This is a genomic window from Photorhabdus bodei (genome assembly GCF_003287735.1).
Classification (GTDB): Bacteria; Pseudomonadota; Gammaproteobacteria; order Enterobacterales; family Enterobacteriaceae; genus Photorhabdus; species Photorhabdus kayaii.
This window is the reverse complement of record NZ_NSCM01000020.1, coordinates 42,818-66,825: the sequence shown is the minus strand read 5'-3', so window position 1 is coordinate 66,825 and position 24,008 is coordinate 42,818. Positions and strand designations below refer to the sequence as shown.

Annotated in this window: 26 protein-coding genes and 2 pseudogenes; 9 read left to right on the top strand and 19 right to left on the bottom strand. The window is 43.3% G+C overall.

The window, feature by feature from the left end; genetic code table 11:
- From CKY02_RS12995 to ompR, 13 genes and pseudogenes are all read right to left on the bottom strand, one after another.
- The coding region (locus CKY02_RS12995; protein ID WP_146747436.1) for a helix-turn-helix domain-containing protein at positions 1-202 on the bottom strand (202 nt) is incomplete at its 3' end.
- Positions 203-334: 132 nt separating this feature from the next.
- Positions 335-856 (bottom strand): annotated as a pseudogene (locus tag CKY02_RS12990) (transposase).
- Between the two features lie 69 nt (positions 857-925).
- The gene (locus CKY02_RS12985; RefSeq protein ID WP_240002050.1) at positions 926-1,162 is read right to left on the bottom strand and encodes an MbtH family protein; all 237 of its coding nucleotides are present in this window, start codon (positions 1,160-1,162) and stop codon (positions 926-928) included.
- A 1,027-nt stretch (positions 1,163-2,189) separates the two neighbouring features.
- Entirely contained in the window at positions 2,190-2,933 is a 744-nt protein-coding gene (locus CKY02_RS12975) for an amino acid ABC transporter permease (protein WP_112895598.1), read from the bottom strand.
- A 1-nt stretch (position 2,934) separates the two neighbouring features.
- Positions 2,935-3,672 carry an amino acid ABC transporter permease gene (locus CKY02_RS12970; RefSeq protein WP_112895597.1) on the bottom strand — a complete coding sequence of 246 codons (738 nt, stop codon included), beginning with the start codon at positions 3,670-3,672 and terminating at the stop codon, positions 2,935-2,937.
- 85 nt (positions 3,673-3,757) lie between these two features.
- Positions 3,758-4,594: an ABC transporter substrate-binding protein gene (locus CKY02_RS12965; RefSeq protein WP_112895596.1), complete on the bottom strand. Its 837-nt coding sequence runs from the start codon at positions 4,592-4,594 to the stop codon at positions 3,758-3,760.
- A 167-nt stretch (positions 4,595-4,761) separates the two neighbouring features.
- Positions 4,762-5,481, bottom strand: a complete 720-nt coding sequence (gene phoU, locus CKY02_RS12960) for a phosphate signaling complex protein PhoU (protein WP_011144618.1) — start codon at positions 5,479-5,481, stop codon at positions 4,762-4,764.
- Positions 5,482-5,495: 14 nt separating this feature from the next.
- A complete protein-coding gene (pstB, locus tag CKY02_RS12955; protein WP_112895595.1) occupies positions 5,496-6,272 on the bottom strand; it encodes a phosphate ABC transporter ATP-binding protein PstB in 777 nt (258 codons plus the stop codon).
- 26 nt (positions 6,273-6,298) lie between these two features.
- The gene (gene pstA / locus CKY02_RS12950) at positions 6,299-7,189 is read right to left on the bottom strand and encodes a phosphate ABC transporter permease PstA (protein WP_112895594.1); all 891 of its coding nucleotides are present in this window, start codon (positions 7,187-7,189) and stop codon (positions 6,299-6,301) included.
- A 1-nt stretch (position 7,190) separates the two neighbouring features.
- On the bottom strand, positions 7,191-8,147 hold the full coding sequence (pstC, locus tag CKY02_RS12945; protein ID WP_112879602.1) for a phosphate ABC transporter permease PstC: 957 nt from the start codon (positions 8,145-8,147) through the stop codon (positions 7,191-7,193).
- Positions 8,148-8,293: 146 nt separating this feature from the next.
- A complete protein-coding gene (gene pstS, locus CKY02_RS12940) occupies positions 8,294-9,334 on the bottom strand; it encodes a phosphate ABC transporter substrate-binding protein PstS (RefSeq protein WP_112895593.1) in 1,041 nt (346 codons plus the stop codon).
- A 215-nt stretch (positions 9,335-9,549) separates the two neighbouring features.
- Complete coding sequence (gene envZ / locus CKY02_RS12935) at positions 9,550-10,881, bottom strand: two-component system sensor histidine kinase EnvZ (RefSeq protein ID WP_112895592.1); 1,332 nt, start codon at positions 10,879-10,881, stop codon at positions 9,550-9,552.
- Positions 10,878-11,597 (bottom strand): osmolarity response regulator transcription factor OmpR, encoded by a 720-nt coding sequence (gene ompR / locus CKY02_RS12930; RefSeq protein ID WP_011144612.1) that lies wholly within the window; start codon positions 11,595-11,597, stop codon positions 10,878-10,880. Before ompR ends, envZ begins: the two co-directional genes overlap by 4 nt.
- 830 nt (positions 11,598-12,427) lie before the next feature.
- Here ompR and CKY02_RS25205 point away from each other — a divergent pair.
- The gene (locus tag CKY02_RS25205) at positions 12,428-12,922 is read left to right on the top strand and encodes a transposase (RefSeq protein WP_193493134.1); all 495 of its coding nucleotides are present in this window, start codon (positions 12,428-12,430) and stop codon (positions 12,920-12,922) included.
- A 102-nt stretch (positions 12,923-13,024) separates the two neighbouring features.
- Entirely contained in the window at positions 13,025-13,498 is a 474-nt protein-coding gene (greB, locus tag CKY02_RS12920; protein ID WP_112895590.1) for a transcription elongation factor GreB, read from the top strand.
- Positions 13,499-13,547: 49 nt separating this feature from the next.
- Here greB and CKY02_RS26300 read toward each other — a convergent pair whose 3' ends face one another.
- Complete coding sequence (locus CKY02_RS26300) at positions 13,548-13,673, bottom strand: hypothetical protein (RefSeq protein ID WP_275658218.1); 126 nt, start codon at positions 13,671-13,673, stop codon at positions 13,548-13,550.
- Between the two features lie 29 nt (positions 13,674-13,702).
- Here CKY02_RS26300 and CKY02_RS12915 point away from each other — a divergent pair, with 29 nt between their 5' ends.
- The 7 genes and pseudogenes from CKY02_RS12915 (at position 13,703) to CKY02_RS12890 (ending at position 20,265) form a co-directional block, all read left to right on the top strand.
- Complete coding sequence (locus tag CKY02_RS12915) at positions 13,703-13,939, top strand: type II toxin-antitoxin system CcdA family antitoxin (protein WP_088374722.1); 237 nt, start codon at positions 13,703-13,705, stop codon at positions 13,937-13,939.
- A 2-nt stretch (positions 13,940-13,941) separates the two neighbouring features.
- Positions 13,942-14,082: pseudogene (locus CKY02_RS12910) on the top strand (CcdB family protein); the annotation flags it as partial.
- 616 nt (positions 14,083-14,698) lie between these two features.
- Positions 14,699-17,023 carry a Tex family protein gene (locus CKY02_RS12905; protein WP_112895589.1) on the top strand — a complete coding sequence of 775 codons (2,325 nt, stop codon included), beginning with the start codon at positions 14,699-14,701 and terminating at the stop codon, positions 17,021-17,023.
- 219 nt (positions 17,024-17,242) lie between these two features.
- Positions 17,243-17,440, top strand: a complete 198-nt coding sequence (locus CKY02_RS24620; RefSeq protein WP_162120524.1) for a hypothetical protein — start codon at positions 17,243-17,245, stop codon at positions 17,438-17,440.
- Positions 17,418-17,651: a ferrous iron transporter A gene (gene feoA / locus CKY02_RS12900; RefSeq protein WP_112879608.1), complete on the top strand. Its 234-nt coding sequence runs from the start codon at positions 17,418-17,420 to the stop codon at positions 17,649-17,651. Before CKY02_RS24620 ends, feoA begins: the two co-directional genes overlap by 23 nt.
- A gap of 52 nt (positions 17,652-17,703) precedes the next feature.
- Positions 17,704-20,016, top strand: coding sequence for a Fe(2+) transporter permease subunit FeoB (feoB, locus tag CKY02_RS12895; protein ID WP_112895588.1), 2,313 nt, complete (start codon positions 17,704-17,706; stop codon positions 20,014-20,016).
- Between the two features lie 9 nt (positions 20,017-20,025).
- Entirely contained in the window at positions 20,026-20,265 is a 240-nt protein-coding gene (locus CKY02_RS12890) for a FeoC-like transcriptional regulator (RefSeq protein WP_112895587.1), read from the top strand.
- A gap of 209 nt (positions 20,266-20,474) precedes the next feature.
- Here CKY02_RS12890 and CKY02_RS12885 read toward each other — a convergent pair whose 3' ends face one another.
- The 5 genes from CKY02_RS12885 to bioH all read right to left on the bottom strand — a co-directional run bounded on the left by CKY02_RS12885 (position 20,475) and on the right by bioH (position 23,975).
- Positions 20,475-21,458, bottom strand: coding sequence for a putative type VI secretion system effector (locus CKY02_RS12885; RefSeq protein ID WP_112895586.1), 984 nt, complete (start codon positions 21,456-21,458; stop codon positions 20,475-20,477).
- On the bottom strand, positions 21,455-22,213 hold the full coding sequence (locus tag CKY02_RS12880) for a hypothetical protein (protein ID WP_112895585.1): 759 nt from the start codon (positions 22,211-22,213) through the stop codon (positions 21,455-21,457). The genes CKY02_RS12885 and CKY02_RS12880 overlap by 4 nt, the downstream gene beginning before the upstream one ends.
- A 79-nt stretch (positions 22,214-22,292) precedes the next feature.
- Complete coding sequence (locus tag CKY02_RS12875) at positions 22,293-22,595, bottom strand: helix-turn-helix domain-containing protein (RefSeq protein ID WP_112895584.1); 303 nt, start codon at positions 22,593-22,595, stop codon at positions 22,293-22,295.
- Positions 22,588-22,920 (bottom strand): type II toxin-antitoxin system RelE/ParE family toxin, encoded by a 333-nt coding sequence (locus CKY02_RS12870; RefSeq protein ID WP_112895583.1) that lies wholly within the window; start codon positions 22,918-22,920, stop codon positions 22,588-22,590. Before CKY02_RS12870 ends, CKY02_RS12875 begins: the two co-directional genes overlap by 8 nt.
- Before the next feature lie 278 nt (positions 22,921-23,198).
- Positions 23,199-23,975 (bottom strand): pimeloyl-ACP methyl ester esterase BioH, encoded by a 777-nt coding sequence (gene bioH / locus CKY02_RS12865; RefSeq protein WP_112895582.1) that lies wholly within the window; start codon positions 23,973-23,975, stop codon positions 23,199-23,201.
- Positions 23,976-24,008 lie beyond the last annotated feature (33 nt).

Sequence of the window (24,008 nt, the reverse complement as noted above, 5' to 3'; positions counted from 1 at the left end):
GTTTGCGATGATTAAGGTAATCGCTGATATGACGGTTAACGGTCGTTTCATGAAGACGCAGGGCCTGAGCGATCATCACTGAACTCCAGCCCTCAGAGGCCAGCAGAACCGCTTTTATGCGATCACATTCCCTCTTATCACGACAGGTGTGATGGAGGTGTTCGAGTTCGGCTTTTTGTTCATCGGTAATGAATATTTTCATGACTGGTACAATGATCCTCATTTTGGGGAAAATCAAGCATTTTCAATGATTACTGGTATAGTTCTTCCTTCGCTACAAATGTTATAGGGATAATGTTTTTGCTGGTGGTTTCGCATAGTAAGTGCAACATAATTAAGCTACGAGTAAACAAGTTCGTATCCCTTTAAATAGTCCATTTGAGGGTTTGCCACCACGAGTCTTTCGGGGACGATTATTTAATTCTAAACCGTTATCAAACGTCATTGTTTTAACCTTTTGTTTTAACGGGTATAAAGCCTTCATTGTGGCTTCAGCCACTTCTGATGCTTGTTTTGTGTTCAGTTTAATAATGATTGTATAGAGTGTCTTTCGTTCAACCTTCCTCATATAGTCAACCACCTATTCAGGGCTTAAATCTTGTCAAATTAGCCGCTTTATCCATTTTTTTATTTCTTTGGTCACTTTTGTGGCTTTCTTAGCATAATGACGGTGAGAAAGCCCCTGAAGATGGGCCTGTTTCGGACAATATTCTTTTACTTCCTGATGTCTTTTCAACTCTCTGCTAATGGTTGATAGGTTTCGATTGAGTGATTGACAATGAAACGTTGTGAAAAACCCGCTTTTTAAACTGGAAATCGGGTATCTTTCTGCTTCGGTCAGTTGTTTATAGGCCATAGTGCATTTTTCCCTATGGCGGGAAAGATGCCTAATATAGTAACTGACCGCCCTTCTGAAAAATTGTACTTAATTAATCTGATCCGCCTTTTCTAATTTATTTCCCTGCAAACTTTTTAGCCTCATATCTTTCCAGTTACTCTCTACAAAACTCAAACAATTCTCACGTTTTTCTGGTCCGTAGATAACTTGCCAACCAGCAGGTACTGCGATGAATACAGGCCATAGTGAGTGTTGATTTTCATCATTTATTAATACAAAGAAATCAAGAAATTCATTTTCAAATGGATTGCTCAAAACATAAATCCTCAGTTTGGTTCATGATTAAAAAATCTTATATATTAACTTTGACAAGTCAATAAAAAATATTTGTTTCGTGACAAAATCCACATTTATAATTATTTTGATTTTAAAAAAAGTTGAAATATACAATGAAATAACAAACTCACTGCAAAGACACATATTGAATAACATATTATTCGTATCATATAATCTAGTGATTAATTTTCTCTTTTGTTATTAATTGGATTAAGGAGAGCATAAAAAAACGTTGGGGCATTACTCTATGCTGTAATCACTGCGGTTAAATGGTTTTCTGTTTCTTCTCCCAAATTTACTCCCTGATACCAACGCTCAAATTGTACCTCTAGCTCACCGTTTAATACGGCCGTTCGCGTTTGCAATGAATAATGATCGTCTTGTTGACTCTATTGCATTTGTTGCTGATAAAGCCTCTTTTTGTCTCTCTATACTTTGGTCAGTTGAGGCTGACTCTGATGTAGGCATAACTCATATCTCCCCTAGAGGTTAACTTTTAGTCGGTTAAATCTAACTGCATCCAGAGCATCTATGAAAGGACGGATATCTCTGATTGTCGTATCATCAGCATGCATTATGTTAAATCCTTTCCCATAGAGATGCCGGATAGATTTAAGCCAACCCACCATTAATCAAAATCAGGGTTGCAAAAACGAGGGTAACCATAGATTTTATGCTCTCGTCTTAATCATGATCAAAAACAGTCGACTAAAATATCGAATACTGCTGTAAATCCAGAAGGTGTAAATCTAACAAACAATAATAAAATACCAAATTTATTATAATATTTTATAAGTTAATCACCACCATATTATCTAAAAAGATTATTTATTCTGTTATTTTAACATATTTTTCCTATTTCCATAAAATTATTAATTTATTTAATTTAATAATTTTATCATTACTTATGTTTCAACAATAAAAATCAGATAAAACAAATTAATATTAATAATTTCCCTATCGTTAAAATAGGGAGATTATGTCTTAGATGTAGATAATTAAGTAAAAAGAAAAACTAATATTGGGACGCCAAAATTAATTTTTCTTTCCGCCAAAAACGAAAAAGGGACATTTTTCGACGTTGTAGTGAGAAACGACGTACAATATAGTTTGCTGTCAATTCCAGCGTCAAACACATCACGAAATAAATTAACGCGACAAATAAAAAGACTTCTGTCGGGTAAACCATGCTGCGGTTATTAACCTGAGTCGCCAGAAATGACAGTTCCGCCACGCCAACAATATAAGCCAGAGAGGTATCTTTTATCAGCGCAATCCACTGATTAATAAAGGAAGGCACCATCATACGCAACGCTTGTGGCAACACAATGTACCAAAGTACCTGCCAACGGTTAAAACCTAATGATAGCCCTGCTTGCCACTGACCGGCACCAATCGCAATAATCCCCGCTTTTACCCCATGAGCCAAGTAAGCCGATGTAATCAGCGCCAGAGCACAAACCACCGTGGTAATTTCTGGAATTTCCACACCAAGCATCATAGGCAACAGGAAGTAAGTCCAGAAAATCAGCATAATGACGGGAATTGCCCGGAAAAAGCCCAATACCGCGGCTAACAGGTTAACCCAGAAGCCTTTCAACATTGCCAAAGCAATACCGGCAACCGTACCCAATACAATAGAAATCGCCCCGGCTATCAGGCTAATAACCACTGTCAACGCCGCCCCTTCAAGAGGACCATCGGGAAACGTACCTAACAGTAGATAGCGCCAGTTTTCTGCAATGACTGAAAAATCCATTTTAATGTCCTCTCGTTATAGCTTGTTGTTGACGCCATTGCCCCCAACCTTCCATAACGGCAATGATGGCGATATATAGCACCGTTGCAACACCGAATGCTTCAAACGTTTTCAATGTTTCGGTTTCTACTTGACGCGAAGCATATGACAACTCAGCCACGCCAATTGCCATTGTCAGTGACGAGTTTTTCACAATATTCATATATTGCCCTAGCAATGGCGGCGTTGCGATCTTCAACGCTTGTGGCAACACCACATAACGCATTGCTTGCCAGCCAGTGAGTCCTAGTGCATGAGCTGCATATTTCTGCCCGCGCCCTATACCCTGAATACCAGCACGTAGCTCTTCTGCCACGAATGGCGCTGAATAGAGAGTCAAACCAATAAATCCAGCCAGGAATTCGAATGAAGGCCAGGCCAATGGTAGACCTAATAGATTGATTTCATGAGGTGTGTTCAGCCAAAGCATCACCTCTTGCGGCAGTATTTGCCCTGAGGCGAAATACCAGAAAAACAGTTGCACCAGCAAAGGCGTATTGCGAAATAGCGTGGTGTAAGCAGTTACCGGCCAACGGAGAATTTTCAATTGGCTGTCACGAGCAGCAGCCAATACAAATCCTAGCAAGGTGGAAGCTACAACGGTACAAGCGGATATCCACAGCGTAATCAGGAAACCTTGCCAAAGCCACCCCAAATATTGGGGAGCAAGCAACTGTTCTGTAACAAATAACTCAAACATATCTTACAATTACCAGGTATTACCAATGACAAAGCCCCGCAACAACAGGCGAGGCTAGTTACCAAGGGTTTATCACTTATTAGTATTAGGACTCTGTTTGCTGCTCCAAAGGCGCAAACTTAAAGTCACCTCTCGGTTGAGCCGATTTGGTTTCCGGGCCAAACCAACGGTTATAAATTTCCGCGGCTTCACCCTCTTTTTCCAGTTTCAGCAAAGTTTGGTTCACCGCCTCAACCAAGCGCTCTTGTCCTTTCGCCGCAGCCACTGCCTGATATTCACGGGTGATGCTAAAAGGAGAGATCTCAAATTCAGCTTTTTGGGCTTCCGGCACATTAGCCAATAGACCGACTAACTTAGCATCATCCTGCGTGATGGCTTGTACATTGCCATTACGTAACGCAGCAAATGCCAGAGGTGTGTCATCATAAGAGATCACTTTGGCTGTCGGGTAATGCTCACGCAGTGTAATTTCCTGTACTGTTCCTTTATCAGCACCGATACGTAAGTTTTTGATGTCTTCGGGCGATTTTAAAACCCCTTTATGGGCAATAAATTTCTGCCCAGTGGCAAAGTAAGGGATTGAAAAATCAACCTGCTTAGCACGCTCATTAGTAACGGTAAAGTTGGCGGCAATCAAATCAACTTTCTTTGATGCCAATAGGGGTAAACGGTTTGCCGGGTTAGTTGGGCGCAACACCAATTTAACCCCAAGATCATTCGCAATCGCGTTTGCGATATCTACATCATAACCCGCCAGTTTTTTGGTTTGCGGGTCAATAAAACCAAACGGCGGGTTACTGTCGAAAACAGCGATCCGCACTGCGCCGGCTTTTTTAATATCATCCAGTTTATCCGCCTTTGCAGCACCAGTAACCAATGTTAACCCAGCCAATAACGCCGTAATAAGAACGCGAGATTTCATTAAACTCTCCTGCCAATAATTAATTCTTTATTAATCCAAGCTATCAATTTCACTATAGTGCATGAAATAATATAAATAACTATATTTATAACTATCAGCAATTATAAGGCAAAAAAAATGCCGGTAAAAATACCAGCATTCAGATTATTGACCAAGTGGTTAGCGAGCTATTCGTTATCTTTCGTCAACAGTTTTTCCAATTCATCACCACCTACATGCCGGAAATCCTGCCCTTTAACATAGTAGAAAATGAATTCACAGATGTTTTGACAACGATCACCTATTCGTTCAATAGAGCGTGCACAAAGCAGGACGGTCAGTACACTTGGGATGGTTCGAGGATCTTCCATCATATAAGTCATAAGCTGGCGGACAATGCCTTCATACTCTTTATCCACCTTTTTATCTTCGTGATAGATACGAATCGCTTCTTCCAGATCCATGCGGGCAAAGGCATCTAACACATCATGCAGCATCTGGATGGTATGACGGCCAAGGGATTCCAAACTAACCAACAGTGGTTGATGCTGATGTGAGAATTTCTCAAGTGCCGTCTGGCAAATTTTATTTGCCACATCACCAATTCTTTCTAGTTCAGCGATTGTTTTTGAAATTGACATAATCAGCCGCAGATCACTGGCCGTTGGCTGACGCTTAGCGATGATGCGAACACACGCTTCATCAATAGCCACTTCCATCATATTGACCTTATGGTCATCCTCAATCACTTCACGCGCCAATGCGGCATCCTGATTATGCATCGCGGTAATGGCTTTGGAGAGTTGTTCCTCCACCAGCCCACCCATTGCCATCAGTTCGGTACGGACATGTGCCAGTTCAGCGTTAAACTGACCAGAAATATGTTTGTTGAGATTCAGATTGTCCATGTTACGCCCCGTAATTAACCATAACGACCAGTAATATAATCTTCAGTTTGTTTCATTTTTGGTGTGGTAAACAATGTGTCTGTATCACTGAATTCAATTAATTCACCAAGGTACATAAACGCCGTGTGGTCTGAACAACGCGCGGCCTGTTGCATATTATGCGTCACAATCACCACGGTATATTCAGATTTCAATTCGCTGATCAACTCTTCAATTCGACCGGTGGAAATCGGGTCGAGGGCTGAACAAGGTTCATCCAACAGCAAAACTTCTGGCCGGATCGCAATGCCACGCGCAATACACAAACGTTGCTGTTGCCCGCCAGATAGACTGTATCCGCTCTGATACAGCTTATCCCGAGTTTCATTCCATAAAGCTGCTTTTGTCAAAGCCCACTGAACACGTTCATCCATTTCTGCTCTAGAGAGTTTTTCAAACAGACGGACACCAAACGCGATATTGTCGTAAATGGACATCGGAAATGGCGTTGGTTTTTGGAATACCATGCCAACTTTTGCCCGTAGCAGCGCCACATCCTGTTTATCAGTCAGGATATTATTGCCATCCAACAAAATTTCACCTTCTGTCCGCTGCTCACCATACAGTTCATACATTTTGTTGAAAGTTCGTAGTAACGTAGACTTACCGCAACCCGACGGACCGATAAAAGCGGTGACTTTGTTCTTTGCAATATTCAACGTTATGTTTTTCAGCGCATGAAATTTGCCATAGTAAAAGTTCAGATTGTGGACCTGAATTTTGCTGCTAGCGATATCATTAACTATGCTCATTTACTTCTCTCTGTTGAAAATATCAGTCAGTGCTTTTTCTTGACAAATAGCACACGCGCCACAATGTTAATCAGCAATACACACAGGGTTATCAATAATACGCCTGCCCACGCCAGTTGCTGCCATTCGGAGAATGGACTCATGGCAAATTTAAAAATGGTAACCGGTAAGTTAGCAATTGGCTGGCTCAGATCGGTACTCCAGAACTGATTGGAAAGCGAAGTGAACAGTAATGGCGCCGTCTCTCCAGCAATTCGAGCAATGGCCAGCAACACACCGGTGATAATGCCGGATACCGATGCTTTCAGCGTAATGGCTGAAATCATCTTCCACTTCGGTGTGCCTAAGGCATAGGCGGCTTCGCGCAGGCTATCAGGAACCAGTTTTAACATGTTTTCCGTGGTTCTGATCACAATCGGCACCTGTAGCAACGCCAAAGCAATCACCCCCGCCCAACCGGAAAAGTGCTGCATTTTCGTCACAACGATCATGTAAACAAATAAACCGACAACAATAGAAGGGGCTGACAGCAAAATATCATTTATAAAGCGGATCACCTCTGCCAGCCATGAACGGCGGCCATATTCCGCCAAATAGATACCTGCCATGATCCCCAGAGGCGTACCGATAACCGTCGCCCACAGAATCAGTAATCCACTGCCAACAATGGCATTTGCCAAACCACCACCTTCCGTATTCGGTGGTGGCGTCATTTCGGTGAACAACGCCAATGACATGCCGTCGAAACCTTTGGTGACGGTGGAGAACAGAATCCATACCAGCCAAAACAAACCAAACAGCATGGTCGCCATTGATAACAGCAGAGCGAAGCGATTTTTTTGACGGCGCCATGCCTGTTTACAGCTACGGCTACGTACATTGGCATCAATAGGCTTTTGTCTGTCTACGGTTGTCATATCAACGCCCCTCATTCTTCGCCAAACGCATAATCATCAATTTCGATAGCGCCAGCACAATAAAGGTGATCACAAATAGAATCAGACCAAGCTCCATCAATGATGCGGTATGCAAACCAGACTCTGCTTCCGCGAATTCATTCGCCAGCGCAGAAGTGATGCTGTTGCCGGGCATAAACAGTGAAAAACTGTCGAGTTGGTAGGTGTTACCGATGATAAAAGTCACCGCCATCGTTTCCCCCAACGCACGACCAAGCCCCAACATGACACCACCAATCACGCCATTTCGGGTGTAAGGCAACACGATGTGCCAGATAACTTCCCAAGTAGTACAGCCGATACCATAGGCGGATTCTTTCATCATCACCGGCGTCTGTTCAAAGACGTCACGCATAACCGAAGCAATATAAGGGATAATCATGATAGCGAGAATGACACCCGCCGCCAGAATACCAATGCCAAAGGCAGGGCCGGAGAACAATTCACCCACAATTGGCATGCTGGCGAGGAGATTGCCGACGGGCTGCTGGAAATAGGTGGCAAACAACGGCGCAAAAACAAACAACCCCCACATGCCATACACAATACTTGGGATGGCAGCCAGTAACTCAATGGCAATACCGAGCGGACGTTTCAGCCAGTTAGGCGCCAGTTCCGTTAGGAACAGGGCAATCCCAAAACTGACAGGCACTGCGATAATCAACGCAATCAGCGAAGTAACCAATGTACCGTAAATCGGTATCAAGGCGCCAAATCGCTCTGCCGGAACATCCCATGTTTTCTGCCAGAGGAAAGAGATGCCAAACTGTTGAATACTAGGCCAGGAGGCAATAATCAGCGAGATAATGATGCCTCCTAACAAAAATAAAGTTATCAGCGCAGCTAGCCTAACCAGTGCGCTGAAAATAATATCGCCATTTTTACTGGGTGCTTTCATTGCCGTTTTTTGTTCGGCCATAGAGCTTATTCTCATTCGTGGTTAACTCCCCCTTAAACGGGGGAGAAATTAAAACGACAAATTTAATCGATATTCAAAGCAATCGATATTCAAAGCAATCGATATTTAAAACAATCGATATTTAAAACAATCACTATCAACACGACTTAATACAGGGCCTTACCATTGCTATCTTTTATCTGGGTTTTCCAAGCCGCACGAACTTGCTCAATCACCTCTTTAGGCAGAGTTGCATAATCCAGATCGTTTGCCTGCTTACTCCCTTTCTCATAAGCCCAGTCAAAGAATTTCAATACTTCTGCCCCCTTCACTGCATTTCTCTGCTGTTTATGAACCAGAACAAATGTGGTGGAAGTCATCGGCCACGCATTTTCACCTTGCTGGTTTGTCAAATCCTGAGCAAACGTTTTATGCCATTCTGCTTTCTTCGCCGCGGCACTGAAACTCTCTTCTGTCGGGCTAACAATGTTGCCATTAGCAGATACCAATTTGGTATAAGCCAGATGATTCTGTTTAGCGTAAGCATATTCAACATAACCAATGGAACCCGCCAGACGCTGAACAAATGCGGCAACCCCATCATTACCTTTACCGCCTAAACCAATGGGCCAGCTTACGGTAGAACCTACACCAACTTTTTCTTGCCACGCTTTATTCACTTTAGAGAGGTAGCTAGTAAACACAAAGGAGGTACCGGAACCGTCAGCACGACGTATCACAGCAATATCTTGCTCCGGCAGTTTGACTCCCGGATTCAATTGAGTAATTGCTGGATCATTCCACTTTTTCACTTTACCTAAATAAATATCGCCTAAAGTTTTACCATCCAATGTCAATTCACCAGATTTAATCCCCGGGATATTGACCGCCAGTACCACCCCACCGATGACGGTTGGAAACTGAAACAAACCATCAGCAACTAACCTTTCGTCGGATAAAGGGGCATCGGAAGCACCGAAATCAACGGTATTTGCCAGAATTTGTTTTACGCCACCGGAAGAACCGATGCCTTGATAATTGACTTTATTACCTGTCTCTTTTTGATAAGAATCCGCCCACTTGGCATACACCGGTGCGGGAAATGTCGCACCTGCCCCGGTTAAGCTAGTGGCAGCAAATACAGACAGAGTTATCAAAGAAAACGTCGCTGCCATTATGCCGGCTATGGTGGTACGCATCAGTTTCATAATCCCTCCTAATGGGATATTGAGAATCAACAAGGAAATATATTCATCAAATCAAAAAAGGTGCAGGAGGGAAAATAGGTCAATTTAATTACAGCAAAATGTCTTAATTATGACATTTTTATGACAGCGTAATGGAAACTTAACCTGAGACTGACATAAAACTGTCATCTCCACACACCATTAAAATCAAATATTAGGAGATGATTATCAAGCCGTTAAAAATTATCTTCCACGACAGGAATACAGACACGGATAGATAATCCCCCTCTGAGGCTGGTGCCCATTTCAATTTTCCCGTCATGAGCATCAATAATTCGCTGAACAATCGCCAGACCTAACCCTGTTCCACTACTACTGCGTGCTCTTTCACCGCGAACGAATGGCTGAAATAACCGTGGCAAATCTTCCTGTTTGATGCCAGCGCCATTATCTTCTACCTGAAACCAAGCAAATTTATTTGTCTGACCACTACTCACTTTAATCCAGCCGTTACCATAGCGATTGGCATTAACCAACATATTAGCCAATGCCCGTTTAATAGAAATCGGATTGGCGTTAACAGTTATTGGGTTAAGAGACAGATGGTTTTCAATATCCTGCTCATAGCCATTTTCCGCGGAAATCACCTCTTTGAGAATAGAATTCAGCTCGCAGAATTCCATTGGCATTTCCTGCCCAGTACGGAGATAGTCAATGAATTGCTCAATAATGGCGTTACACTCTTCAATATCTTTATTGATAGATTCAGACAGATAAGCATCTTCCTTGCTCATCATTTCTGTTGCTAGTCGGATACGTGTCAGCGGCGTACGCAAATCATGGCTTACTCCGGCAATTAATATCGTACGGTCACTTTCCAATAACTTTATCCCGGAGGACATTTGGTTAAATGAGCGAATGGCTGCACGAACTTCCAGAGAACCCGCTTCCCGCACCGCTGGCATCATAATACCTTTACCTGTTTGCCTGGCGGCATACTCCATTTCCAGTAAAGGCCGGTTCTGAAAACGGATATAAAGCCAGATACAACCAAATATCAGTAATAGAATTGCCAGTGTATAGCGGAAAATAGGAGAGAATTGATTTTGTTCGATCTCAGTCAGAGGAACCCTGACCCAAATATCGGGGGCCAGATAAGAATTAAGCCAAAGTATAGGGCTATCTGTGTTTATCTCCAGACGAAGATCAGCCTTGCCACCAAGGTACTCGCCCATCTTCTCACTCAGGAAATCATAACGTTTGGCCCAACGTAAACCTTGTATCTCCGCGTCAGATTCAGAATAGAGCGTAATACCCAGCTCCTGATAAATCTCCCGGCGAACTACCGGCGATATCACCAGAAAAGAGCCATCCTCTAGCTTCAACTTTTCAGCCATTAGGGTACGAACTTCATACGCTAATACCTTATTGAACTGCTGCAAACTTGGCATGATAACGAAATTCACAACAACCAAGTAGCTGGTTACCAGACTGATAAACAGCATAGCCATAATCAGGAATAAAGTATGGGTAAACGTGCTGCGAGGGGAGAATCGCAATAATTTCATACACGAATTCCGTCTGGCACAAAGACATAGCCCAGACCCCAAATAGTCTGGATATAACGAGGATGTGTAGGATCTTCTTCAATCACACGGCGCAGACGTGAAACCAAGACATCAATCGATCGCTTCATCGTACTATATTCCCGGCCACGAGCTAAATTCATCAGTTTATTACGGGACAATGGCACGCCAGGATAAGAAACCAGTACTTTCAATACGGCAAATTCTCCACTGGTTAATTGAATATGTTCATCTCCCTGAAACATTTCCCGCGTACTCAAATTGAGGCTAAACTTACCAAAATTAATAATCGCATCATCCTCAGCCGGTAGGCCCAATAACTTATTCGCCTGACGACGTAATACCGCCCGGATACGCGCTAATAGCTCACGGGGATTAAATGGCTTCGGAATATAATCATCAGCGCCAATTTCCAGCCCAACAATACGATCTACCTCTTCTCCTCTCGCCGTCACCATAATAATCGGTACCGGATTACTTTGGTTTCTCAGCCTTTGGCAAACAGAAAGCCCATCCTCTCCTGGTAACATTAAATCCAATACGATTAAGCTAACAGATTCCCGTGTCAGTAAGCGGTCCATCTGCTCCGCATTAGCAGCACTACGTACCTGAAAACCTTGTTCTGTCAGATAACGCTCTAATAACGTTCGTAAACGCATGTCATCATCCACCACAAGGATCTTGTTATCTACTTGCATTATCAAACTCCAAAAAACACTACATGCTTTGATAAATTTATCATTTTGAAAGAGATTAACCCAAAGATAGAAACCAGATATCTGTATTTTGAGACTATTCCTAATAGGACTTATTTCCACGGTTATTAATTCGAATGATTAATTTAGTGGTTTATTACTGACAATGAGAACGCAGTAATTCACTGTCAACTATCGAATTTCTACCGTTATTTTGCCACCCACCAACCCACCAATTAGCGCCCTGGTTACCGGCAAATCGATATAAATCTATTTATTAGCTGAATTAAATTCATCAGGCAGACTAAACGAAAAATGCCCTTTGCTGCATATTATCTGCTTACCTCCGCCACGGTTTTTCCTTACTAACGAGGATCTGGATCGATAATGTTCAGTTCACCAACGTTTGAACAAAAAACTATTCGACGGTCGACTTTTCGTCACCTTTTCTTACTATAGTAAACAATTTCGCTTGTTTTTTCTTCACTTAAACCTTAACCGCCTGTTTCATCACCAGCAAGATTCACAGCATACATACTATTCAGTACACAGAACCATAAATTATATGATGAACATTATAAATATTAGAGCCAAATATCATAATGAGTAGACAGGTAAAGCAATCTTGTTACCGAAAATGCTAACTCGAAACCGTCTGTTAACCATTTATCCGATGCGCCGTAAAACCCCGTCTTTCAGAGGATGTCGCAAAAGTTAACCCTTATCAGCTAAGCTCTGGGTTAATATTCCAAACGAGACCCTCTATGACTAAATTCCTACGGCAACTGGCACCTTCCGTTCATACCGGGCGTTAGTTTGTCACCGCTCAGCACCTGCCTGTACTGAAGGGAACCCTTTCCCTCCATGACTACCTGAAACACGTCGGGGAACACACGGCATTTATTGTCTCCGATATTCTTGATGAGCAGGATTGGGCACCTTTCGAACGCGAAAAGAGCCGTGGGCATCGGGTTTACACTGGAGCAAATTGTGCCGATTGCCCGAAAAAAGAAAAATGTACGCAGGCGAAAAAGGGCAGAAAAATTAAACGTTACCCGGAAGATGAAGCGCGGGATAAACTGTGTTCACGTATGACCAAACCGGAGTCAAAGCGGATATTGAGTCAACGAAAAGTCATGGTAGAACCGGTATTTTCTGCCTTACGGGGTATCCAGGGACTGGAGCGTTTTCGGCGCAGAGGTTTATCGGCAGTCAGAATGGAATTTACCTTGCACGCTATAGCGTATAACTTATCAAGGGCAGTTGCCCTGATATTATGGGTTATTTTTAGCCTGTCATGGGTTGCCAGTCCTAATAACAGGCAATAAATCTCTGTGGGTTTATTGTTGTCAATGCTGGCCTTTTGCGACACCCTCTTTAGGGAGGGGAGAATGTCAAGAGGTTAACTACGGTATCTACATCAAAATAAAATGAAAACTAAACTGATAACCCGCGAAGGCTACAACAAATTAAAGGAAGAACTGGATTATCTCTGGCGTGAAGAGCGCCCAGAAGTGACTAAAAAAGTGACTTGGGCAGCAAGCCTCGGTGACCGGAGTGAAAACGCAGATTATCAATATAACAAGAAGAGGCTACGGGAGATTGATCGCAGAGTCCGATATCTAACCAAAAGCTTAGAGGAATTGCGGTGTGTTGATTATTCCCCTCAACAAGATGGACGAGTGTTCTTCGGTGCATGGGTAGAGATCGAAAATGATCAAGGTGAGATTAAACGCTTCCGTATTGTCGGGTACGACGAAATTTTTGGTCGCAAAGACTACATATCCATCGATTCTCCAATGGCCCGGGCTTTATTGAAAAAAGAAGTTGGAGATAGTGCAATCGTTCATACACCAACAGGAAAAGTGTTGTGGTACGTGAATGAAATCGAATATATAAAATAGTTTGTATACTCTTTCGACACGACGTCGTTAGCGCTATACCCTATGGATTTCAAGATGCATCGCGACGGCAAGGGAGTGAATCCCCGGGAGCATAGGTAACGATGTGACCGGGGTGAGTGAGTGCAGCCAACAAAGAGGCAACTTGAAGGATAACGGGTATATATACGTGTAGCATACACGCACACTCAACGCTGGAGATAAATCATGACAGCAAGACAACGCAACACACAGAGCGTCACAATGACTGTAGAACGAAGCTTACTGAGTCGGGCACGTGAAGCAGGTATTAACTTTAGTGCCACACTGACCGCCGCCTTGGATGCCGAATTACGCAATTACGAAGCGCTGAAATGGCGGGAAGATAATAGGGAAGCGTTGGAGGCGTTAAACCGTTTCCATGATGAACATGGTTGTTTTAGTGATGAACACAGGACATTTTAACAATGCAATTCACCGTTTACCGTAATACTGGGAAAAACGTTGTTTATCCCCTATTGCTGGACGTCACGAGTGACATTATCGGGCAGTTAAACCGCAGAATTGTGATCCCACTGTTGCCAGACTGCACTTATCGACGGCAGAGATCCAATTAGCATTGAAGAGACTAGAGGAATTAGACGGAATGAATAATCAGAATCCCCACTATTTCAGAGCACTTAGTTTAATTCATGACGCCATCAAAAACGCGAGAGCAAATGATTCAACTCACATGCCATGCCGCGATGGGTAAAATCGATTATGTCAGCTGAACAGGTAAGAACTCGAATTTATTCGTTAGCCCATTAAAAAATTTAAAATGGGTAGATTCACATAATTAAGTGCAACATTGTTAATCTGGAAGTAAACATGTTCGTATTCCATTAAATAAATTCTTTAGGTAATCCCTCCATTTTTAACGAAAATCAAAAGTAGATTTGTAATTCATTAGTTACCTACTTCTGGAATAATGCGATGAAACTCAAGTTTTTCCTATTCTAGCTATCCTTTTAGTTTAATTCTGATATTCAGAAACAGCTCATAGCAAATCCGGTAACACACTTATGGTTCCAACGACAACTTATCACATTTGAGTTCAATCGCGGTTGCTATAGCGTAACTCGTCAAAATAAGATTAGACGTAAACTGGAAATTATTTCTCTCAGAACGTATAAAGGGGGTTTTATGAATATTTGAAGCCTATCCACCAGAAGAAAACGCAGCATGAATGAATCTCTGAGCCAAATTATTGCAAATGAGCTACAAGCGCGGCCACAACAGGTACTTTCTGCGATTAGCCTGCTTGATGAAGGGAATACTGTCCCTTTTATCGCACGCTATCGTAAAGAAGTTACCGGAGGTCTGGATGACACCCAACTCCGTCAACTTGAAACCCGCCTTAGTTATCTGCGCGAACTGTCGGACCGCCGCCAGACCATTCTTAAATCCATTGACGAGCAAGGTAAACTAACCCCAGAACTGGCAGAAGCCATTAATGGAACTCTCAGCAAAACAGAGCTGGAAGATCTCTATCTGCCATACAAACCGAAACGCCGTACTCGTGGACAAATCGCTATTGAAGCGGGTCTTGAACCACTAGCGGACACCTTGTGGCAAGATCCACAGCAAGAACCAGAACAGGTTGCCGCTACCTTTGTTGATATCGATAAAGGTGTGGCTGATACCAAAGCGGCTCTGGATGGCGCGCGTTATATCCTAATGGAACGTTTTGCCGAAGATGCCGCGTTATTGGCGAAAGTACGTGACTATCTATGGAAGAATGCCCATTTGGTCGCTAAAGTCGTTGCAGGAAAAGAGGAGGAAGGCGCTAAATTCCGCGACTATTTTGATCATCATGAACCTATCGCACAAGTCCCTTCTCACCGCGCATTAGCTATGTTCCGTGGTCGTAATGAAGGAATACTGCAACTTTCGCTAAATGCTGATCCCCAGTTTGATGAACCACCAAAAGAGAGCTATTGCGAACAGATTATTACGCAGCATCTTAATCTGCGCCTGAATAATGCACCGGCAGATAGCTGGCGTAAAGCCGTAGTGAACTGGACCTGGCGCGTTAAGGTATTGCTGCATCTTGAAACTGAATTGATGAGTACCTTGCGAGAGAAAGCGGAAGATGAAGCCATCAAAGTATTCGCCCGCAACCTGCAAGATCTATTGATGGCCGCGCCAGCGGGTATGCGCGCAACAATGGGGCTCGATCCCGGTCTGCGTACCGGTGTCAAAGTAGCTGTTATCGATGCAACCGGCAAACTGATTGCCACAGACACGATCTATCCACACACCGGGCAAGCGGCTAAAGCTGCTGCAAGCGTGGCGGCATTGTGTCTCAAACATCAAGTGGAACTGGTCGCCATCGGTAACGGAACGGCTTCCCGTGAAACAGAACGTTTCTTCGCGGATGTGCAAAAGCAGTTCTCAGAGATAAAAGCCCAAAAAGTGATTGTCAGTGAGGCAGGGGCATCGGTTTATTCTGCCTCTGAGTTGGCGGCACTGGAATTTCCTGATCTGGACGTTTCACTACGTGGAGCAGTCTCTATCGCCCGTCGCTTGCAAGATCCACTGGCTGAATTAGTGAAAATCGATCCGAAATCCATCGGTGTCGGTCAGTATCAACATGATGTCAGCCAGAGTCAGCTTGCCAAAAAATTGGATGCCGTCGTTGAGGATTGCGTAAACGCCGTCGGCGTGGATCTCAATACCGCTTCTGTTCCACTGCTAACCAGAGTTGCCGGGTTGACCCGCATGATAGCCCAAAATATCATCAACTGGCGTGATGAGAACGGCCGTTTCAATAACCGTGCACAATTACTGAAAGTCAATCGTCTTGGGCCAAAGGCTTTTGAGCAATGTGCTGGATTCCTGCGGATTAATCACGGTGATAACCCGCTGGATGCATCGACCGTTCATCCAGAAGCTTATCCGGTAGTGGAAAAAATTCTGGCGGCCACTGAGCAGAAACTCCAAGAATTGATGGGTAACCCTGCCTCATTACGTGGATTGCAACCTCAGGATTTCACCACCGAGCGATTTGGTGTTCCAACCGTTACCGATATTTTGAAAGAGCTGGAAAAACCTGGCCGCGATCCACGACCCGAGTTTAAAACCGCGACTTTCACGGAAGGCGTGGAAACCATGAATGATCTGCATCCGGGAATGGTGCTGGAAGGTGCGGTCACTAACGTGACTAACTTTGGCGCATTTGTCGATATCGGCGTTCATCAAGATGGTTTAGTTCATATCTCTTCGCTGTCCAATCGCTTTGTAGAAGATCCTCACACCGTGGTAAAAGCGGGTGATATCGTTAAAGTAAAAGTGCTGGAAGTTGATCTGAACCGCAAGCGCATTGCTCTGACCATGCGTCTTGATGAGCAACCGGGAGAAACTCCCTCACGCCGCAATAACAGTGCACAAGCTGACCGCCGTCCTGAACGTAATGACAGGAACCGTAACACTTCCCGTTCTTCTACCTCAGCCGGAAACAGTGCTATGAGTGATGCGCTAGCTGCCGCATTTGGAAAAAAACGTTAAGATTCCCATCACGGTAAGATGCACTGCTTCGGCAGTGCACGTTTCATTGTTCCTGCCAGAAAGAATCCAAACTCACAGATTCATATCAACTCTGAGTGACTAAGTGATTAAATTAACACCAAAAATGAAAATAGGATTAACATTGAAATTAATGTTGGTTATTATTCTCATTTGCAATTATTATGAATTGGATGCAAATCATACTTCATAATAATGAGTATGACTAATTTTCGATATTATACCCTACGGATTTCAAGATGCATCGCGACGGCAAGGGAGCGAATCCCCGGGAGCATAGATAACGATGTGACCGGGGTGAGTGAGTGCAGCCAACAAAGAGGCCACTTGAAAGATAACGGGTATATCTTACTTACCACATATCCCGGAAGGTTATATGCAACTTCTTCCAGACCATAGTTACAAGATCATTGGTTTTTCTCCGAAGATCAGCCCGGCTTACCGACAGAAATTGCTGTCATTAGGTATGCTGCCCGGTTCTTCATTTCATGTTGTCCGCTTAGCGCCTTTAGGTGATCCGATACAAATTGAGACTCGCAGAGTCAGCCTGATTCTGAGAAAAAAAGACTTGGAATTTCTCACATTAGACAGCGTTCAATGCAACGCATAATCCGTTGCAAGCAACGAAACGGTTACTCTTAATTTAATCTGGCACCAAAAACATGAAAGCACTGACCATTGGCCTAATTGGCAACCCCAATGCCGGCAAAACAACATTATTTAACCAACTTACTGGCGCTCGACAACGTGTAGGCAACTGGGCTGGCGTTACAGTAGAACGAAAAGTTGGCCGTTTTACCACCGCGGAACACAAAATTGAGTTAGTTGACCTGCCGGGAACCTACTCTCTAACCACGATTTCTGAACAAACATCACTGGATGAGCAGATAGCCTGCCACTATATCCTGAGCGGTGATGCTGACATGCTGATTAACGTCGTAGATGCTTCTAACCTTGAACGAAATCTCTATCTGACGTTACAACTGTTGGAATTAGGTATTCCATGCATCGTTGCGCTTAATATGCTGGATATCGCTGACAGTCAGCATATCCAAATTAATATTGCCGAACTGGAGCAACGCCTCGGCTGTCCAGTCATTCCAATGGTTTCAACCCGAGCAACGGGACTAAATGAGCTGAAACGGGCAATTGACCGCCATAAGCAGAATTCCGGGCAGTCACTGATTCACTACCCTGATTGCCTGTTGCAAGAAATTGAGACGTTATCTGGTGCAATGTCAGACAATTTTCATGCTCAACAACGCCGCTGGCTAGCGCTTCAGATGCTTGAAGGGGATATTTACAGCCTGGAACGTTCCGGTCTTGCTACCTCAATGCTGATTGAATCCAAGGAACGCTTGCAACAACAGCAACATGAAGAGCCCGAACTGGTGATTGCCGATGCGCGCTATCAAAGCATCAATACATTGTGCATGGCCGTGATTGATACCCAAAAAGCCATGCCAAATAAGCTCACCCAAGCAATTGACAGAATTATCCTTAATCGTTGGTTAGGTGTACCTATTTTCCTGGCGGTTATGTATTTAATGTTCGTGCTGGCAATTAATATCGGTGGTGCGCTACAACCTATCTTTGACAGTGGTTCTGTCGCAGTTTTCATTCATGGGGTTCAATGGCTTGGGCATACCTTAAGTTTTCCAGAATGGCTGACGGTTTTCCTCGCGCAAGGCATCGGTGGCGGTATCAACACCGTTTTGCCGCTGGTACCACAAATCGGCATGATGTATTTATTCCTCTCTTTCCTTGAGGACTCTGGCTACATGGCCCGGGCTGCATTTGTCATGGATCGTCTGATGCAAGTTTTGGGGCTACCGGGTAAATCGTTTGTCCCGCTGATCGTTGGCTTCGGTTGCAACGTCCCATCCATTATGGGGGCGAGAACGCTAGATGCGCCGCGTGAACGCTTGATCACGATTATGATGGCCCCCTTTATGTCTTGCGGTGCACGATTAGCCATCTTTGCCGTATTTGCCGCCGCATTCTTTGGCAAAAACGGGGCAACCATTGTTTTTTCCCTTTATATATTGGGCATTGTCGTCGCTATTCTGACTGGCCTGATGTTGAAATACACCATTATGCGTGGCGAAGCTTCACCGTTTGTTATGGAACTCCCGGTTTACCATATTCCACATCTAAAAACTTTGCTTCTGCAAACCTGGCAACGCCTGAAAGGTTTTGTTATCCGTGCTGGTAAAGTGATCGTTATCGCCAGTATGTTCATCGGCGCTCTTAACAGTTTCTCATTTTCTGGTAAGGCGGTGGATAGCATCAACCAATCCGCTCTGGCTTCAGTCAGCAAGGTTATTACGCCTGTGTTACAGCCAATTGGCGTTCACTCTGATAACTGGCAAGCAACTGTTGGTTTGATAACTGGTGCTATGGCAAAAGAAGTGGTAGTTGGGACACTCAATACGCTGTATACCGCAGAAAACATTGCTAATGAACCGTTTAATGCAGATGAGTTCAACCTGTTTACTGAACTGAAAGATGCAGTTGGTGAAACTTGGGATAGTTTGAAAGATACCTTCACTCTGAGCGTGCTTGCCAACCCAATCGAAGCTAATAAAGGTGACGGTGAGATGGATAGCGGTTCTATGGGAACCATGAGCGCCAAATTTGGCTCCGCTATTTCAGCTTACAGTTATCTAATCTTTGTTCTGTTATATGTGCCTTGTGTTTCGGTGATGGGCGCGATTGCTCGTGAAACAAGCCGTGGTTGGATGACATTCTCCATTCTGTGGGGACTGAACGTGGCTTATTCAATTTCAGCTTTGTTCTACCAGATGGTGACTTTCTCACAACATCCACAAAGCGGCCTGATTACCATTCTGACCGTCGTCATATTTAACGCGCTGGTGTTCTACTTCCTGCGGCGGGCACGCAGCCGTGTGACGATGAAGTTAATCAGCAACCCGGGAAATAGCTGCCACTGCTCCAGTGGAAACTGTCACTAGGAATTGAAAATGATTAGCCTATTACAAGTAAGGGATGCCGTTGCTCTGAATGGACGGGCAGATGCCAAACTGTTGAGCCACCAGCTTTGCGCGTCCGTACAGATGATTGCCGCTATGCTTGAACAACTTACAGTGATGGGCAAATTGGAAAAAATTGATGCAACTGCTTGCCTAAGCGGCAGTTGCAAACAATGCCCCGAAACACAGAAATGTGATACGGCGGTTTATCGGATCGCTGGGGAGTGTTGAAATTGTCTAAAACGACTAATCAATGTACAGTCGCCATTTAGACTCGTAAAAATACGATAGATTACTCGAACTAACATCTGCGATAACATCAAATTATCGGCGGGATTAGTGGATTTCTATCTTTTCCAAAGTCGATAAACTCTTTCATTCTCTGAGTTTGGTCATAATACTGCCCCAAAACTTCTGCTAACTTTTTACTTTTCTTTTAATTAATAGTAATAAAAAAACTCCAGGCGATACCATTTGCAAGGAATATTTTTCCCTTCGTCACTATCAGGATCGACATATTTTCCCTGTAGTTTTAAACCCTTAAGCTTTTTCTTAGTTGAAATATTTAAATCAACCAAAGATGGTTCAGGAAACCCCAAAGCTATAAATATTCTTTCAGCTAATAGTATTGTCGGTTTTGGATCTTTTTTCTCAAGATTTTTACCTTTAAAATAGAATAAAACATCGACAAGAATAAAGATAAAAACAAGAGACAAGAAAACCACCATTGTCACTTTTTCTGCATTCCCGTAAAGCATGAAAGAAAGAGTCATTAAAAATAAAAACAATGTTAATCCATGATTAACTTTCGTACCAAACTTGATATATCCATCAAGACCACATTCACAACGAGGAGTCATTGAAATAATCCTTGTATAAGGATTAGCTAAGGCATAAACAACATAATGATTATCTTTAGGCGCTACAGCTAATTCAACATAATCACCAACTTTGGCATTGGTCATCCCTAACCAACCATGAAATGGAATACCGTTAATTTTTCCACGAACAAAATCACTAGGATCACTCATCCTTTCTCGACTTTGTGATGTCACTGCCGCTGCTGCGGCATTCCCTGCGATAGCAAGCAGTAATGCACCTACTTGAGCACGTTTTTCCTGCCGTGCAAATCCCTCCGGATCATATTCACGATCAGTAAAATAACCCCATACTTTTATTACACTAAATTCTTCCAGAGTTCCGGTCACTTTAATCAATGGTACTTTCGGGGGCAATTCTGGCGGTGGCGGCTCTTTAGCAAGTAGCGCTTCTAATTCTGGAATTTTTTTCTCTGCTTCAGCAGCTTTATTTCTTTCCTCAACACTACCATAAGAACTTAATCCCATATAAAATTTTGCATCTGATAATTCGTTTCTGATTTTTTCGAAATTAATAAACTCTTTCATCTCTCTGCGTTTAGTCATAATACTGCCCCCAAAGCTTCGCCTAACTTTTCGCTTTGTTTTTGATAAAGCTCATTACGTTTATCCTGTGTCTCAATCAATATAATTGAAACGAGATATTTATCCGGTTCTTTACCAAAAACACTATTACGGCACCAATCCTGCAAATCATTATCAATAAAAAGAGTATATAATTCATCAAGGACAAATATTATTATCATGAACTGCCAGCTAGCGAAGAATCCAATAATACGCCAAGCCGCGATCTTACCTATTTGGTCAAATGCTAATTCTATTATCTTATTACTAAACTCACGCTTAACCAACACTTCTAATAAGCCACTCATTGATTTCACAAGTAAACCCACATCCGCCGATGATTTTAGAAGAAACAACCCAAAGAAAGACCAGCGAGTATCTTCTTTTCTCCATTCTCTGACAACATCACTACCATCAATCCCTAAATTCAATACAGACGCTACCGCTCCAGCGCTGGCTCCCACAAATTTAATCGACTTAGTTACCGCTTGATTTTTTATCCCGAATTCAATAGCTGGTTTGATCACATCAGCAACCGTGCTCAGTGTGCTTAGAAACGCCGAAGTAACCTGAGCATACCCCTTAGCATCTCCTTTACTTTCTTTCAGTTGATCAGCAAACACCATCCCGTTAAAAAACAGAACCAGAATTTTTATTCGTGAAGCTCTTAAGGTTTTTTCGCCTTCGGCGCTTTGTGCGAATTTATCAAATTGCTGTTTATACCCTATGGATTTCAAGATGCATCGCGACGGCAAGGGAGCTTATCAACAATCTGTTGGTCCAAAGGGTCATAAACCATGACTAAACACATACAGTCTATTGATTTACAGGCATTTGGAAAACAAATCTCCCTCCAAGCGCGGCAGCGTAGCGGCTTAAAGTATCCAGATTGGGCACACTTTTACCATTTTCCATACGACTAATGTTTTGCTTCTGAGTGCCAATCTTCTGAGCAACATCCTGTTGAGTAAGATGTAGCGCTTTACGTGCATCTTTAAGCTGTTTCATCAACGCCTTACGGATCTGGATATCGTTATATGCTTCCAGAGTCGCGGCATCTTCTAAGAGAAGCGTTTTAGCTTCAGAAAACGGGATAATATCATAATCATTGTCAGACATTTTTAAGACTCCGTTTAACCTCTTGCATTCGTTGGTTTGCCAGATCGAGCGATTTCTTCGGCGTTTTTTGGGTTTTCTTCTGCAGTATATGAACAACATAAAATTGTTGTCCAACTGCAAAAAAGAAAAATCCCCTCGCAATACCCTCAGAAGCACTCACTCTTAACTCTTTAAGCCCGTTTCCAATGTCTCTAACTTTAGGCTCTTTTAAATCTGTTCCAGCAGCTTCTAATTCTTCTATGGCTTCAATCATTGAAACTTTGAGACCAACAGGTAGCTTAGAAAGCTCCTTGAACGCCGCTCTTATAATGTTTGCTGAAAACATAAAATTAATCCATTTAATTTACTATCTTAACATGCGCATCAAAAGTAATCAAAATAGATTACTTTCATGAGCAAAGCAAGCCATCTATTTATAGGCAACAAGCACAGATATGCTCCCAATAAAATCACTCAAAAAATTATGCGCACCAGCAGCACCAACGCCCGCTATAGCATCAATTCACCGACAAGATCGGCAGTTTTTTACTATGCAACGAAAAAATTAATTGAATCACCGCATCCACGCGGGAGAAGCTTTACTATTTTAAGAACTCATCAAACTCACAGCGCTTCTCTACTAACAAATTCAGTTAATAACTTCACAAACTCATCTGGATGAGAAATAAAAGGCGCATGAGCGGCATGACGCATTATAGCTGAAACTGAACGCGGCCATTTTTCATCAAGACTGTTGAGGATTTTTCTTGGCACCAACCCATCCAGATAACCGTAAATCCGCAGGAACGGTATAGCAAGTTCAGCCAAAGGCTCCCTTAAATCTTCGGTACGCAAAATTTCTAGTCCAACATGCAGTACTTCAACAGAAGGCATCGGCTGCGCCAGCACAACGGATTTCAGTAATCGCGCATCCTGACGGGCGCTATCTGTGCCCAACGTCTGTAAAGCCAGGAAACGCTCAACTGTGCGCTGGAAATCTTCACTAAGCTGATGTTCGAAAGCGTGCAAAACTTCCGGCTTAATCCCCGGCCAGTCACTTTCTGCGCTAAAATGCGGTGAAGAAGCCACGGTAATTAATCCGGCAACCTTATCCTGATGGTCAAGGGCAATCCGGCTGGCAACCAGACCTCCCAACGACCAACCTAGCCATAGCGCATTCTCAGGCGCATATCGCCAAACTTCATCCGCCATGTCAGCAAGATTCATCGGGCCATATTTCTGGCTACGGCCATAACCCGGTAAATCCACCAGATGCAAACGAAAATGCGAAGCACATCGCATTTCAATGGAACGCCAAACTTCCGCATTCAGCCCCCATCCGTGCAGCAACACAAGATCACGCGAATCTCCCGCAGAAGTCTGCCAAAACAGATCAGCCATTGTTATTCTCAACTTTATTTGCCATCAAGGAAG

Coding starts and splice junctions, on each gene's coding strand:
- CKY02_RS12975 (WP_112895598.1), bottom strand. CDS start 2,933: ATGGATTTTTCAGTCATTGCAGAAAACTGGCGCTATCTACTGTTAGGT.
- CKY02_RS12970 (WP_112895597.1), bottom strand. CDS start 3,672: ATGTTTGAGTTATTTGTTACAGAACAGTTGCTTGCTCCCCAATATTTG.
- CKY02_RS12965 (WP_112895596.1), bottom strand. CDS start 4,594: ATGAAATCTCGCGTTCTTATTACGGCGTTATTGGCTGGGTTAACATTG.
- phoU (WP_011144618.1), bottom strand. CDS start 5,481: ATGGACAATCTGAATCTCAACAAACATATTTCTGGTCAGTTTAACGCT.
- pstB (WP_112895595.1), bottom strand. CDS start 6,272: ATGAGCATAGTTAATGATATCGCTAGCAGCAAAATTCAGGTCCACAAT.
- pstA (WP_112895594.1), bottom strand. CDS start 7,189: ATGACAACCGTAGACAGACAAAAGCCTATTGATGCCAATGTACGTAGC.
- pstC (WP_112879602.1), bottom strand. CDS start 8,147: ATGGCCGAACAAAAAACGGCAATGAAAGCACCCAGTAAAAATGGCGAT.
- pstS (WP_112895593.1), bottom strand. CDS start 9,334: ATGAAACTGATGCGTACCACCATAGCCGGCATAATGGCAGCGACGTTT.
- envZ (WP_112895592.1), bottom strand. CDS start 10,881: ATGAAATTATTGCGATTCTCCCCTCGCAGCACGTTTACCCATACTTTA.
- ompR (WP_011144612.1), bottom strand. CDS start 11,597: ATGCAAGTAGATAACAAGATCCTTGTGGTGGATGATGACATGCGTTTA.
- greB (WP_112895590.1), top strand. CDS start 13,025: ATGAAAACTAAACTGATAACCCGCGAAGGCTACAACAAATTAAAGGAA.
- CKY02_RS26300 (WP_275658218.1), bottom strand. CDS start 13,673: ATGCTACACGTATATATACCCGTTATCCTTCAAGTTGCCTCTTTGTTG.
- CKY02_RS12915 (WP_088374722.1), top strand. CDS start 13,703: ATGACAGCAAGACAACGCAACACACAGAGCGTCACAATGACTGTAGAA.
- CKY02_RS12905 (WP_112895589.1), top strand. CDS start 14,699: ATGAATGAATCTCTGAGCCAAATTATTGCAAATGAGCTACAAGCGCGG.
- CKY02_RS24620 (WP_162120524.1), top strand. CDS start 17,243: ATGACTAATTTTCGATATTATACCCTACGGATTTCAAGATGCATCGCG.
- feoA (WP_112879608.1), top strand. CDS start 17,418: ATGCAACTTCTTCCAGACCATAGTTACAAGATCATTGGTTTTTCTCCG.
- feoB (WP_112895588.1), top strand. CDS start 17,704: ATGAAAGCACTGACCATTGGCCTAATTGGCAACCCCAATGCCGGCAAA.
- CKY02_RS12890 (WP_112895587.1), top strand. CDS start 20,026: ATGATTAGCCTATTACAAGTAAGGGATGCCGTTGCTCTGAATGGACGG.
- CKY02_RS12885 (WP_112895586.1), bottom strand. CDS start 21,458: ATGACTAAACGCAGAGAGATGAAAGAGTTTATTAATTTCGAAAAAATC.
- CKY02_RS12875 (WP_112895584.1), bottom strand. CDS start 22,595: ATGTCTGACAATGATTATGATATTATCCCGTTTTCTGAAGCTAAAACG.
- CKY02_RS12870 (WP_112895583.1), bottom strand. CDS start 22,920: ATGTTTTCAGCAAACATTATAAGAGCGGCGTTCAAGGAGCTTTCTAAG.
- bioH (WP_112895582.1), bottom strand. CDS start 23,975: ATGGCTGATCTGTTTTGGCAGACTTCTGCGGGAGATTCGCGTGATCTT.